We start from the raw sequence: 13258 nt of genomic DNA on the forward strand, positions 1-13258 counted from the left end.
GGAGCCGCGGCCTTTCTGGCACGTCTAATTTCTATGTCCGGCCAGAGTGTGAGCCGTGCCGGATGCACTTCACCATACGTTGGGGGCAAACACGCTGGAGGCAATCATGAACACCCTGCATTCCCTGAGCAAGGCGGTCTTGATCGGTATCGCGGTAGCTGGCATGGCGGGCTGCGCCGATATGACACCAAAGCAGCGAAACACCGCAATCGGTGCTGGCGTTGGCGCAGTGGGTGGCGCAGTCCTGACGGGCGGTGACGCACTAGGCACCCTGGGCGGCGCCGCGGTAGGCGGTGTCATCGGTAACGTTACGACACCCAACCATCGCGGGCGGTAGTGCACCGCAGCAGGACAGCGACGCCGGCCGGGTGCGTTGACAAAGCCAGGACGCTCCCGTAAATTGCGCGCATCTGACCGGGAGAGCGCGCATATCTTGCGCCGCCGAAGGGGTATCACCCGAAAACTCTCAGGCACCATGGACTGGTTGGATCGGCTTGCAACATGCACACGATGCACGCCGTACTCTGGAGAGCGGCACCCGCCACTGATCGATTCCATCGACAGCCATGGTGAGCGTGCCCACCGAAGGGGCGCGCAAGGTTTGGGTTTCCAGCAACCGGGATCCGCCTTGTAATCTCTCAGGTATCGAGGACAGAGGGGTCATCCGCCGCAGCGGATTTGGCAGCGCCATGGCGCGCCGAATCCTGCGGTGGATGGCCCTTTTTTCGTTTTCGAACCGAGATTTGCCTTCCCCCGAGGATTCCATGACGCTCCAGGCCACGCCCCTCAACGCCATCCACCGCGCCCTCGGCGCCCGCATGGTCGACTTTGGCGGCTGGGACATGCCGGTCAACTACGGCTCCCAGATCGAGGAACACCATGCCGTGCGCAGCGATGCTGGCATGTTCGACGTCTCCCACATGTGCGTGGTCGACCTCAAGGGCGCCAATGTGCGCCCCTTCCTGCGCGGCCTGCTGGCCAACAATGTCGACAAGCTGCAAACGCCGGGCAAGGCGCTGTACTCCTGCATGCTGGATGAAAAGGGCGGCGTCATCGACGACCTGATCGTCTATTTCTTCGCCGAGGACCACTTCCGCCTGGTGGTCAACGCCGGCACCGCGAACAACGATATCGAATGGATCGCCGCACGCAACGCCGCCACCAATAGCGGCGTGAAGATCACGCCGCGCCGGGGCGACAATGCGCCCGACGGCGCGGCCCCGCTGGCCATCGTTGCCGTGCAAGGCCCCAACGCCCGCGCCAAGGTGTGGAGCGCTTTCCCCTCGACCCAGCCCAGCGAAGCCCTGAAGCCGTTCAACGCCGTGGTGGTGCATGACCCCGCCCTCGGCGAAGTCATGGTGGCACGCACCGGCTATACCGGCGAAGACGGTTTCGAGCTGGTAGTGCCGGCCGAGAACGTGGCCGGCCTGTGGGAAAAGCTGATCGCCGAGGGCGTTCGCCCCGCCGGCCTGGGCGCGCGCGACACGCTGCGCCTGGAAGCCGGCATGAACCTGTACGGCCAGGACATGGATATCCACACCTCGCCGCTCAACGCCGGCCTGGCCTGGACCGTGGACCTGCAAAGCGAACGGGACTTCACCGGCAAGGCGGCCCTGGTCGCCGGCGGCAAGACCCAGCAGTTCGTCGGCCTGATCCTGCGTCCGGCCAACGGAAAGGCGGGCGGCGTGCTGCGCGCCCACCAGAAGGTCATCACCCCGGCCGGCGAAGGCGAAATCACCAGCGGCACCTTCAGCCCCTCGCTCAGCCAATCCATCGCTTTTGCCCGCCTGCCGCTCGACGTTGCCGTCGGCGCCGAGGTGCAGGTCGAGATCCGCGACCGCAAACTCGCCGCGACTGTGGTTAAACTGCCGTTTGTGCGCAATGGCAAGGCACTCGTGAGCTGAACGCTCGCACCGGTCACAGCGCGCCTGCCGGCGGTTTCCCGATCGACGATCGACACCCCCCGCCCGGCTGGCGCTGAAAAACAAATTGAATCTGGAGCAATCCCATGAATTTCCCCGCCGACCTGAAATACACCGAGTCCCATGAGTGGGTGCGCGTCGAAGCCGACGGCACGCTGACCATCGGCATCACCGACCACGCGCAGGACGCGCTGGGCGACATCGTCTTCCTGGAGCTGCCGGAAGTGGGCAAGTCGGTCGGCGCCGGCGACGCGCTGGCCGTGGTGGAATCGGTCAAGGCCGCATCCGACATCTACGCCCCGGTGGCTGGCGAAGTCATCGCCATCAACGATGCCGCCGCCGCCGCGCCGGAAAGCGTCAATGCCGACGCCTTCGACGCCTGGCTGTTCAAGCTCAAGCCGGCCAACAGCGACGACGTGAACGGCCTGATGTCGGCCGACGCCTACAAAGCCAACGTCGGCGCCTGATGCCAGACCGTCATTCCCGCCGCCACGGGAATGACGGATGAAGATTGACGCGACGCGCCGGGCCGACCACCCGCCGCACCGCTCCCACGAGATCCTTGCCATGAACGCCCCCCTGCCCATGACTGCCGCCCAAGTTGCCCGGCCCACGCTGGCCGAACTGGAGGCGCGCGACGCCTTCGCCTCCCGCCATATCGGCCCCGATGCCGCCGAACAACAGCACATGCTCAAGGTGCTGGGCTATGACAGCCGCGCCGCGCTGATCGACGCCGTCATCCCCGCCGCCATCCGCCGCCGCGACGGCATGCCGCTGGGCGAGTTCACCGCGCCGCTGAGCGAAGAAGCCGCGCTGGCCAAGCTGCGTGGGCTGGCCAGCAAGAACCGCGTGCTCAAGAGCTTTATCGGCCAGGGTTACTACAACACGCTGACCCCGGGCGTCATCCTGCGCAATATCTTCGAGAACCCGGCCTGGTACACCGCCTACACGCCCTACCAGCCCGAGATCTCCCAGGGCCGCCTGGAAGCCATGCTGAACTTCCAGCAGATGGTGACCGACCTGACCGGCCTGGACATCGCCAATGCCTCCATGCTGGACGAAGGCACTGCCGCGGCCGAAGCCATGACGCTGCTGCAGCGCGTCAACAAGCACGCCTCCACCACCTTCTATGTGGCGGACGACGTGCTGCCGCAAACGCTGGAAGTGGTACGCACCCGCGCCCTGCCGCTGGGCATCGAAGTCAAGGTCGGCCCCGCTGCTGAAGCGGCCGGCGCCCATGCCTTCGGCGTGCTGCTGCAGTACCCGGGCGTCAACGGCGATGTCGCCGACTACCGCGCCATCGCCGAGGCCGTGCATGCTGCCGGCGGCCTGGTGGTGGCTGCCGCCGACCTGCTGGCGCTGACCCTGATCGCCGCGCCCGGCGAATGGGGCGCCGACGTGGCGGTGGGCAACTCGCAGCGCTTCGGCGTGCCGCTTGGCTTCGGCGGGCCGCACGCCGGCTACATGGCGGTCAAGGATGCCTTCAAGCGCTCTATGCCCGGCCGCCTGGTTGGCGTGACCATCGACGCGCAAGGCAACAAGGCATACCGCCTGGCCCTGCAGACGCGCGAGCAGCATATCCGCCGCGAGAAGGCCACCTCGAACATCTGCACGGCACAGGTACTGCTGGCCGTGATGGCCTCCATGTACGCCGTGTACCACGGCCCGCAAGGCCTCAAGCGCATCGCCCAGCGCGTGCACCGCCTGGCCGCCACGCTGGCCGGCGGCCTGGAACAACTGGGCTACGCACGCACCAATGCCACTTATTTCGATACGCTGACGCTGGAAACCGGCTTCAACACGGAAGCCATCCACGCCTCGGCAACCGCCCGCGGCATCAACCTGCGCCACGCCGGCGCCACCCGCATCGGCATCTCGCTGGACGAAACCACCTCGCGGGAAGACGTGGTCGCCCTGCTGGAAATCTTCGCGCACGGCAAGCCGGTGCCCGACTTCGATGTGCTGGAAGCCGTCGCGCAGGATGCCTATCCCGCTGGCCTGGCACGCCAGAGCGCTTACCTGACCCACCCGGTCTTCAACACGCACCACGCCGAGCACGAAATGCTGCGCTACCTGCGCATGCTGGCCGACAAGGACCTGGCGCTGGACCGCACCATGATCCCGCTGGGCTCGTGCACCATGAAGCTCAACGCCACCAGCGAGATGATCCCGGTGACGTGGCCCGAGTTCAGCAAGATCCACCCCTTCGCGCCGCTGGACCAGACGGTCGGCTACCGCGAGATGATCGACCAGCTCGAAGCCATGCTGTGCGCCGCCACCGGCTACGCCGCGGTGAGCCTGCAGCCCAATGCCGGCTCGCAAGGCGAGTACGCCGGCCTGCTGATCATCCATGCGTACCACGCCAGCCGTGGCGAGAGCCATCGCGACATCTGCCTGATCCCGTCCTCCGCGCACGGCACTAACCCGGCGTCCGCGCAAATGGCCGGCATGAAGGTGGTGGTGGTGGCCTGTGACGAAGATGGCAACGTCGACCTGGACGACCTGGCGAAGAAGGCCGAGCAGCACAGCAAGAACCTCGCCGCGATCATGATCACCTACCCGTCCACGCACGGCGTGTTCGAGCAGGGCGTGCAGCAGATCTGCGACATCGTGCACAAGCACGGCGGCCAGGTCTACGTGGACGGCGCCAACATGAACGCCATGGTCGGCACCGCCGCGCCGGGCCAGTTCGGCGGTGACGTGTCCCACCTGAACCTGCACAAGACCTTCTGCATCCCCCACGGCGGTGGCGGCCCGGGTGTTGGCCCGGTGGCGGTCGGCGCGCACCTGGCCGACTTCCTGCCCAACCAGGACAGCGTGGGCTATCGCCGCGACGACCAGGGCATCGGCGGCGTGTCCGCCGCGCCGTTCGGCTCGGCCAGCATCCTGCCGATCTCGTGGATGTATATCGCCATGATGGGCTCGGCCGGCCTGACCGCCGCCACCGAGAATGCCATCCTGGCCGCCAACTATGTGGCGCGCCGCCTGTCGCCGCACTTCCCCGTGCTCTACACCGGCCAGCACGGCCTGGTGGCGCACGAGTGCATCCTGGACGTGCGAGCGCTGCAGAAGACCACGGGCATCTCCAACGAGGACGTGGCCAAGCGCCTGATGGACTACGGCTTCCACGCTCCCACCATGAGCTTCCCGGTGCCGGGCACGCTGATGATCGAGCCGACCGAGAGCGAGGCCCTGCATGAGCTGGACCGCTTTATCGACGCCATGATCGCCATCCGTGCCGAGATCGCCCGCGTGGAAGACGGCAGCTTCGACCGTGAGGACAACCCGCTGAAGAACGCGCCGCACACCGCCGCGGTGATCACCGCCGACGCGTGGGAGCACAAGTACACGCGCCAGGAAGCCGCCTACCCGGTGGCCGCGCTGCGCACGCAGAAGTACTGGCCGCCGGTTGGCCGTGCGGACAACGTGTACGGCGACCGCAACCTGTTCTGCGCATGCGTGCCGATGAGCGAGTACGCTGAAGAGTAAGCTGGTATGAAGCCGGGGCTGCTGCTCGTCGCGGCAACCCCGGCGTTTTGCCAGCGCGCCTTGCCAACGCGCTATGCTCGGTGTGGATGCGCGGCCACCCGGCCGTGCCCGGAAAAACGGAGCACGCATGTGGAATCTCAGCGCCCCATGGTGGGAATTCGTCCTGCGCGGACTGATCGTCTACGGCAGCCTGCTGGTGCTGCTGCGGCTTTCCGGCAAGCGCCAGATCGGGCAACTCACATCGCTCGACCTGGTGTTGTTGCTGGTGCTGTCCAACGCCGTGCAGAACTCCATGAACGCCGGGGACAACTCCGTTGCCGCAGGGCTGATCCTGGCGGTGACGCTGGTGGCCGCCAACCTTGTGCTGGCGTGGCTGAGCTGGCGCAACCGGCGCATCGAGAACGTCGTCGAAGGGCGGCCTGAGGTACTGATCCACGATGGCCTGGTGTTTGCCGACGTGATGAAGCGCGCGCTCGTCACACGCGACGACCTGCACAAGGCCCTGCGGCATGCCGGGTGCCAGCGCGTCGCCGATGTGCATTTCGCGATTCTCGAGAATGACGGCACGATCAGCGTGCTGGTAAAGAAAGACGCGCCCCCCACCCCGCCCAACGCGGCAGGCTCGCTGTGGCGCGCCCCCATTAACAACGATATGGACGCGCCGGTCTGAATCCGGCGCCAGCCAGCCCCCAGGAGCCTCTCGTGGCAGTCAGCGTCTTCGATCTGTTCAAGGTGGGCATCGGTCCCTCCAGTTCCCACACCGTGGGCCCGATGCGCGCGGCGCTGATGTTTGCCCAGGGGCTGGCCCGCGACGGGCTGCTGCCGCAGGTGGCCAGCGTGCGCATCGAGCTGTACGGCTCGCTCGGCGCCACCGGCCGCGGCCACGGCACCGACAAGGGCGTGATTCTTGGCTTGCTGGGGGAGGCGCCCGACACCGTCGACCCCGACACCATCGACTTGCGGATGGCCGCGCTGCGCGCGAGCCGCACGCTGTCGCTGCTGGGCACCCATCCCGTGCCCTTCGTGGAGAAGGAGCACATCGTCTTCTATCGCCGCGAGGCCATGGCCGAGCATCCCAACGGCATGAAATTCCACGCCTTCAATGCCGGCGGCGAAACCATCCGCGAAGGCCGCTACCTGTCGGTGGGCGGCGGCTTCGTCATCACCGCGGGCGCGGCCAATACGCAGATCCTGGAAGCGGACCATCAACTGCCGCATCCTTTCCGCAGCGGACGCGCCATGCTGGAGATGGCAACCGCCAGCAAGAAGAGCATCGCGCGGCTCATGATGGAAAACGAATGCGTGTGGCGCAGCGAGGCCGAGGTCAATGCCGGCCTGCTGCGGATCTGGGCCGTGATGCAGGCCTGCGTGGCGCGCGGCTGCCGCACCGACGGCGAGCTGCCGGGCCCGTTCAAGGTCAAGCGCCGCGCCCCCGAACTGTTCCGCAACCTGACCGAGCACGCCGAGCGCTCGCTGGCAGATCCGCTTTCGGTGATCGACTGGGTCAACCTGTACGCGATCGCCGTCAACGAGGAAAACGCGGCCGGCGGCCGCGTGGTCACGGCGCCCACCAACGGCGCCGCCGGCATCATCCCGGCCGTGCTGCATTACTACGACCGCTTCGTGCCGGGCGCCAACTCGCAAGGCGTGATCGACTTCCTGCTGACCGCCGGTGCGATCGGCATGCTGTACAAGCTCAATGCCTCGATCTCCGGCGCCGAAGTGGGCTGCCAGGGCGAAGTCGGCGTGGCCTGCTCGATGGCCGCCGGCGCGCTCGCCGCGGTGATGGGCGGCACGCCCGAGCAGGTGGAAAACGCGGCCGAGATCGGCATGGAGCACAACCTCGGGCTGACGTGCGACCCGGTCGGTGGGCTGGTGCAGATACCCTGCATCGAACGCAATGCGATGGCGTCGGTGAAGGCCGTCAATGCGGCGCGCATGGCGTTGCGCGGCGATGGCATGCACTACGTGTCGCTCGACTCCGTCATCAAGACCATGCGCGAGACCGGCGCCGACATGAAGACCAAATACAAGGAAACGGCGCGCGGCGGGCTGGCGGTGAATATCGTGGAGTGCTGAGCGCATCGCCCCGGCAAATCCGATCACGCGCTTTCTGCTACGCTAGCCGCGCATCCACCCCAACCCACTGGAGTCCGGCATGGTCAAGATCAGCATTCTCTACCCGCATAGGAAGGGCGGCCGGTTCGATATGGACTACTACATGCAACGGCACGTGCCGCGCGCCGTCGCGCTGTTCGGCCCGCATCCGGGCTACCACGGCGTGTCGGTGGAGCGCGGCCTGAGCGGCGGCGCGCCGGGCTCGGATCCGGCCTTTACGGTGGTGTTCAGTTTCCTGTTCGAGTCGCTGCCGGCCTTCGTCGCGGCGTCAAAGGCCGTCGGCAACGAGCTGCAGCTCGATATGCCCAACTACACCGATGCGGTGCCCGTGATGCAGATGAGCGAAGTGGTGAATATCGGCTGACACGCCTGCGGGCGGCGCTATCATGTAGCGTTCTTCCCCCATTGGCGGCCACAGCCATGCAGACCTTTCATCAGCTATTTGACGAAACCTCGTCCACCTTCACCTACCTGCTGATCGATGCCGCCACGCGCCAGGCGTTGCTGATCGACCCGGTAGACCACCAACTGGAGCGCGACATGGCGCTGCTGCAGGCCAGCGGCGCCACGCTGGCGTGGGTGGTCGAGACGCATGCCCACGCGGACCACATCACCTCCGCCGGCCATGTTGCACTGCAAACCGGGGCGCACACCGCGGCCCCCTCGGGTTGCGACATCCAACCCGCGCAAAAACAGCTGATCGACGGCGACACGCTGCAGTTCGGCACGCAGACGCTGCGCGCCATCCACACGCCGGGGCACACCGCCGGCAGCATGAGCTACCTGTGGGAAGAAGCCACGCCCGCCGGCACGATGCGCCGCGTCTTCACCGGCGACGCGCTGCTGATCGACGGTTGCGGCCGCACCGACTTCCAGTCCGGCGACGCTGGCACGCTGTACGACAGCCTCACGCAGAAGCTCTTCGCCCTGCCCGACGACACCGTGGTCTACCCCGCCCACGACTACAAGGGCCGCACCGAATCCACCATCGGCTTCGAGCGCGCCAACAACAGCCGCGTGGCTGGGCGCACGCGTACCCAGTTCATCGAGATGATGGGGCAGTTGAACCTGCCCAAGCCGAAGCTGATCGATGTGGCGGTGCCCGCCAACCAGCGGCTCGGGCTGCGGGATGGCGAAAGCGTGCCGCACGGGGTGTGACGCACGCGCGCGAGAAGCAATAAGCTATCGGCCTTCGCAGGCACTTGAATGGAGAGAGAAGACATGGCCCAGTACACCGCAGAGATCCTCTGGCAACGTGGCGAGCAGGATTTCCTCGGCAACCGCTATAGCCGCAAGCACCTGCTGCGATTCGATGGCGGCGTGGAAGTGCCAGGATCCTCATCGCCCCATGTTGTGCCCCTGCCCATGTCGGACGCCGCCGCCGTCGATCCCGAAGAAGCCTTCGTTTCGTCGCTCTCCAGCTGCCACATGCTGTGGTTCCTCTCCATCGCCGCCAAGCACAAGTTCTGCGTGGACCGCTACTTCGATGCCGCGGTCGGCACCATGGCGAAGAATGCGGAAGGCCGGATGGCCATGACGGTGGTCACGCTCAGGCCGGAGGTCACCTTCTCCGGAGAGCGCCAGCCGACCCGCGAGGAACTGGCGCACCTGCATCACACGGCGCACGAGGCTTGCTTCATTGCCAACTCGGTGAAGTCGGAGGTGCGCTGCGAGCCGGTGTACGTGGGCGCACAGGCCTGATTGCCCCGCTGCAAGCCGCGGGCCTGCCAGCGATTCGGACTGATTAGGACTGATTAGGACTGCTCTGATTGAGCAAGCCTGCAGATTGCGCTATGTTGGGGGCCCGCTGCCCGACTGCTCCTGCAGGTGCCCATTTGCCCGCCACGCCAATATCCGCCCCGGATCGCCAGCGCCGCCGCTTGCTGAAGGCTGCCGCTCTTGCTAGCGCTAGCGCCAGCTGCGCTTGCAGCGCGCCGGCCCCATTGGTGGTGGACGACGTCAGCCAGTTGAACCCTATCCGCGTGGCGCAGCTGGCCACGCCGGCCAGCACGGCGCAGATCCAGCAAGCATTGCGAAAAAGCGCCGGGCCGGTATCGATCGGCGGTGCGCGCTTCAGCATGGGCGGACAGGTGGCCATGGCCGATTCGCTGCATCTGGACATGCGCGGGATGAACCGCCTGGTATGGCTGGACGTAGCGGGCCGGCGTGCCCGGGTGCAGGCCGGCATGCGCTGGCGCGATCTACAGGAAATCCTCGATCCGCACGACCTCGCCGTCAAGGTGATGCAGAGCTATAGCGATTTCTCGGTGGGCGGGTCGGTCTCGGTGAATTGCCATGGGCGCTACGTCGGGGCCGGTCCGGTGGTCGAGTCAGTGCGTGCGCTGCAACTGGTGGGCGCCGACGGCAATGTCCGCGAGCTGAGCCGAAATAAGGATGCGGCACTTTTCCGTGCTGTCGTTGGCGGCTACGGCGGCCTGGGGGTGATCTCCGAGGTGGAGCTCGACTTGGCGGTCAATGGCGTGATTGCCCGCCATGCGCAGCGCGTGACGCTGCCTGACTATCCCGCATTCTTTCGCGATCAGGTGGTGGGCAACCCCGCAGTGGTGCTGCATAACGCCGACCTCGCGCCGCCGGACTTCGACCAACCGCTAGCGGTCAGCTGGATTGCCTCCGACGCAAAGCTGACCCAGAGCGAACGCCTGGTGCCACGCAAGCTGAACTACGCACGCGAGCAGAACCTGATCTGGGCCGTGTCGGAATTGCCTGGCTCACAATGGCTGCGCGAGCGCTACGCCGAGGAAAATCTGCTGCGCGAGCGTGCGGTTGTACACCGCAACTATGAAGCCAGTCTTGATACCGCCTCGCTGGAACCACGCACGCGAATCTTCTCGACCTATCTGCTGCAGGAGTATTTCATCCCGGTAGCCGCGTTCCTGCCCTTTGCCAGGCGGATGGCGGACATCCTGCGGCGGTATCAGGTCAACGCCTTGAACATATCGATCCGGCACTCTCCACCGGATACGACCACGCTACTAGCGTGGGCACCCACCGAGGTGTTCTCCTTCGTGCTGTACTACAAGCAGCGAAGCAGCCAGAGCGCCGATTTCGCCACGCGGCAGTGGACGCAGCACCTGATCAACGCAGCACTGGACGCTGGCGGGCGCTACTACCTGCCTTACCGCCTGCATGCGACACCGGACCAGTTCCTGCGCGCCTACCCCGAAGCGGCGGCGTTTGCGCGCATCAAGAAGCAGGTAGATCCTGCCTATCGATTCCGGAACCAGCTTTGGGAGAAGTACCTGCCAGCGTATGGTGCCGGCAACAGGCCCGGTACCGCGCTTAGCTAGCTTAGCTAGCCCAGCTATCGCAGGTCTGCCGCACCGTTTCGCGCAGGCTGCGGGTCGTGCTCTCGATCTGGCGCACGCGTTCCGCGTCGCCGTTGCGGCTTTGCGCCAGCGCGCGGATATTGGCCAGGGCGTCGAGCGAGCCCAGCGCTTCGGCATGCGGCACCAGCGCGTCGCAGATCGAGATGATGTGGTCGGCAATCGGCATCCGGGTCAGTTCGTTGGGATGCACGTACTCGCCTTCCAGCCCGAAGCGGCACGCCTGGAAGCGGTTGAAGGTGTAGACCAGGTAATCGTCTTCCTGCGGCATGAAGGGGCGCGACAGCAGCAGGTAACGCGCAAGCGCCTGGATGTAGGCGGCGATATCGCAGGCGCGCCCGACTGTGAGCGGCGTGTCCATCACGCGGACTTCGATGGTGCCGAACTCCGGCTTGGGACGGATATCCCAGTAGAAGTCCTTCATGCTCTCGATCACGCCCGTGTTGCGCATCTTGTCGAAGTACGCGGTGAAGGCATCCCAGGTGAGCAAGTGCGGCGCGCGCCCGCTCATCGGGAAGGCGGCGACGGAATTCAGCCGTGCCGAGGCGAAGCCGGTGTCCACCCCTTGCACATAGGGCGACGAGGCGGCCAGCGCAATGAAATGCGGCACGTAGCGGCCGATGGCGTGGAGCAGGAACAGCGATTCATCGGCGCTCGGGCAGCCGATGTGCACGTGCTGGCCGAACACCGTGAACTGCTTGGCCAGATAGCCATAGAGCTCGGAAATGTACTGGTAGCGCGGCGAATCGGAGATGGTGCGGTCGGCCCATTGCTGGAACGGGTGCGTGCCGCCGCCGCAGATGCCGAGGTTGAGCGAGCGCGAGGCGTCGACCATCAGGTCGCGCATGGTGCCGAGCTCAATCAGCGCCTGTGCATAACTCTTGCAGATGCCGGTGCTGATCTCGATCATCGAGGGGCTGATCTCGGGCTTGATGTCGCCGGCGTGCTGCGCGCCTTTCAGCGCACGCAGCAAATCCGGCGCGAACGGCGCCAGGTCGTAGTCATGCCGGTTGACGAGCTGCAGCTCCAGTTCCACGCCAAACGTCAGCGCCTCGGAGTGCTTGAACGGTTCGAGTGACATCAGCGTCCTCCTCCATTGCTTCTGACCTCGCCCGCATAGCGAAGTGCCCAGGCTGCCATCGTGGGCCCAAGCAACTGCTCGATCGCCAGCGAGCACAGGATGATGGCTGCCAGTGGCTCACCCGTGGTGGGATACAGCAGCGCGATATCGCTCATCAGCAAGTACGCGAGGCCCGACATGGGTGCCAGTGCAAGCCCGAGGGCCACGCACTGCTTCATGCTCAGGCCCGAGAACGAACCCAGCGAGGCCACGCCTACCAGCTTGGCGAAGTGACGCAGCAGTACCAGCACACAGGCGGCGCCACCACCAATGGCCCAGTCGTGCGCGGTCAGCGGCAGGCCGAGCGAGACCACCATCACGATGATCAACAGGCTGCCCGCGCTGCCGAAGTGCGCCGGCCACACGCGCGGCTGGCTGTCCTGATGCTTGAACACTACACCGGCCAGCATCAGCGTGAGCGGCATCGACAGCTTGAGTACGCGCGTGAGCGCCAGCGTGAACAGCACCAGCCCCACCAGCACCAGGAAGCTGTAGTGATCGTCCGTTTCCATGCGCGCGTAGATCGCGTGGCCAAGCTTGCCGACGACCCAGGCCAGCAGGCAAGAGCCCACCAGCAGGTAGAGCGGATGCAGCAGCGCCGCGCCCAGGTTGCCGTACTCGGAATGCAGCCAGCCGGTGGTGACCTGGACGATGGCGGCGGCGTAGATGCTGTTCAGCGCGGCCATGGCGAGCAGCCGCTCGGTCACCTGTCCGTCGGCGCGCAGCTCGTTCTTGAGCTGCAGCACGATGGTGGGCGAGGTACTGACGGCAATGCCGCCGGCCAGGATGGCGACCGCCGGACTCACGCCGATCCATTGCAGCACCGCGGCCACCAGGCCCCAGGTCAGCAGGCTTTCAAAAGCGCTGGTGAAGAGCAGCCAGCGGTTGGCCCGCAGCCAGGTGAGCGAGAGCCGGTGCCCGAGCTCGAACAGGGCCAGCGCCAGCGCCATGTCGATCAGGATGCGGGTCTGCGCGATCATGTCCTCGTCCACGATGCCGCGGCCGAGCATGCCAGCCGCGAGGCCCGTGGCGGCGTAGCCAACGATGCGGGGCAGCCGCAGGTACGTGCGGCATATCTCGCCCGCCAGGCCGGCACCCACCAGCGCCAGCCCGACCCAGAAAAGCCCGCCCGGTGCCAGGGGCAGGCTTGGAAACAATTGGCTCAGTCCATTCATCAGTTCGCGCGGGAAACATCGGCCTTCCGGCCGGTGAGGGATAGCGCGCGACGCGAAGCGTCGCCCCTGTGCCCGCTCTCCTTCGTGGAT

12 protein-coding genes and 2 riboswitches are annotated in these 13258 nt (G+C 66.1%); of the genes, 10 read left to right on the forward strand and 2 right to left on the reverse strand.

The genetic code is table 11. From position 1 onward, the window contains the following. Positions 1 to 106 precede the first annotated feature (106 nt). From ACYP5B_RS47695 to ACYP5B_RS47740, 10 genes are all read left to right on the forward strand, one after another. Positions 107 to 337: a hypothetical protein gene (locus ACYP5B_RS47695; protein ID WP_400091721.1), complete on the forward strand. Its 231-nt coding sequence runs from the start codon at positions 107 to 109 to the stop codon at positions 335 to 337. A gap of 68 nt (positions 338 to 405) precedes the next feature. Further along, positions 406 to 493, forward strand: a riboswitch (glycine riboswitch). A 21-nt stretch (positions 494 to 514) separates the two neighbouring features. Then, positions 515 to 665: riboswitch (glycine riboswitch) on the forward strand. 99 nt (positions 666 to 764) lie between these two features. Continuing rightward, a complete protein-coding gene (gcvT, locus tag ACYP5B_RS47700) occupies positions 765 to 1904 on the forward strand; it encodes a glycine cleavage system aminomethyltransferase GcvT (RefSeq protein WP_459574373.1) in 1140 nt (379 codons plus the stop codon). Between the two features lie 104 nt (positions 1905 to 2008). Next, positions 2009 to 2389: a glycine cleavage system protein GcvH gene (gene gcvH / locus ACYP5B_RS47705; RefSeq protein WP_006157271.1), complete on the forward strand. Its 381-nt coding sequence runs from the start codon at positions 2009 to 2011 to the stop codon at positions 2387 to 2389. A gap of 100 nt (positions 2390 to 2489) precedes the next feature. Further along, on the forward strand, positions 2490 to 5411 hold the full coding sequence (gcvP, locus tag ACYP5B_RS47710) for an aminomethyl-transferring glycine dehydrogenase (protein WP_459574376.1): 2922 nt from the start codon (positions 2490 to 2492) through the stop codon (positions 5409 to 5411). 127 nt (positions 5412 to 5538) lie between these two features. After that, positions 5539 to 6081 carry a DUF421 domain-containing protein gene (locus ACYP5B_RS47715; RefSeq protein ID WP_459574378.1) on the forward strand — a complete coding sequence of 181 codons (543 nt, stop codon included), beginning with the start codon at positions 5539 to 5541 and terminating at the stop codon, positions 6079 to 6081. Positions 6082 to 6113: 32 nt separating this feature from the next. Further along, complete coding sequence (locus ACYP5B_RS47720; protein WP_400091714.1) at positions 6114 to 7490, forward strand: L-serine ammonia-lyase; 1377 nt, start codon at positions 6114 to 6116, stop codon at positions 7488 to 7490. Positions 7491 to 7569: 79 nt separating this feature from the next. Further along, on the forward strand, positions 7570 to 7893 hold the full coding sequence (locus ACYP5B_RS47725; RefSeq protein ID WP_459574380.1) for an EthD family reductase: 324 nt from the start codon (positions 7570 to 7572) through the stop codon (positions 7891 to 7893). A 56-nt stretch (positions 7894 to 7949) separates the two neighbouring features. Continuing rightward, the gene (locus ACYP5B_RS47730) at positions 7950 to 8687 is read left to right on the forward strand and encodes an MBL fold metallo-hydrolase (protein WP_400091711.1); all 738 of its coding nucleotides are present in this window, start codon (positions 7950 to 7952) and stop codon (positions 8685 to 8687) included. A gap of 63 nt (positions 8688 to 8750) precedes the next feature. Further along, positions 8751 to 9230 (forward strand): OsmC family protein, encoded by a 480-nt coding sequence (locus ACYP5B_RS47735; protein WP_318236625.1) that lies wholly within the window; start codon positions 8751 to 8753, stop codon positions 9228 to 9230. A 245-nt stretch (positions 9231 to 9475) separates the two neighbouring features. Then, positions 9476 to 10837 (forward strand): FAD-binding oxidoreductase, encoded by a 1362-nt coding sequence (locus tag ACYP5B_RS47740; RefSeq protein WP_459574382.1) that lies wholly within the window; start codon positions 9476 to 9478, stop codon positions 10835 to 10837. Position 10838: 1 nt separating this feature from the next. On the opposite strand, the gene ACYP5B_RS47745 is transcribed toward ACYP5B_RS47740, so the two are convergent. After that, complete coding sequence (locus ACYP5B_RS47745) at positions 10839 to 11954, reverse strand: YbdK family carboxylate-amine ligase (protein ID WP_267604762.1); 1116 nt, start codon at positions 11952 to 11954, stop codon at positions 10839 to 10841. Further along, positions 11954 to 13168, reverse strand: coding sequence for a cation:proton antiporter (locus ACYP5B_RS47750; RefSeq protein WP_318233583.1), 1215 nt, complete (start codon positions 13166 to 13168; stop codon positions 11954 to 11956). The genes ACYP5B_RS47745 and ACYP5B_RS47750 overlap by 1 nt, the downstream gene beginning before the upstream one ends. Between the last annotated feature and the right edge of the window lie 90 nt (positions 13169 to 13258).

Source organism: Cupriavidus sp. 8B (assembly GCF_054589115.1).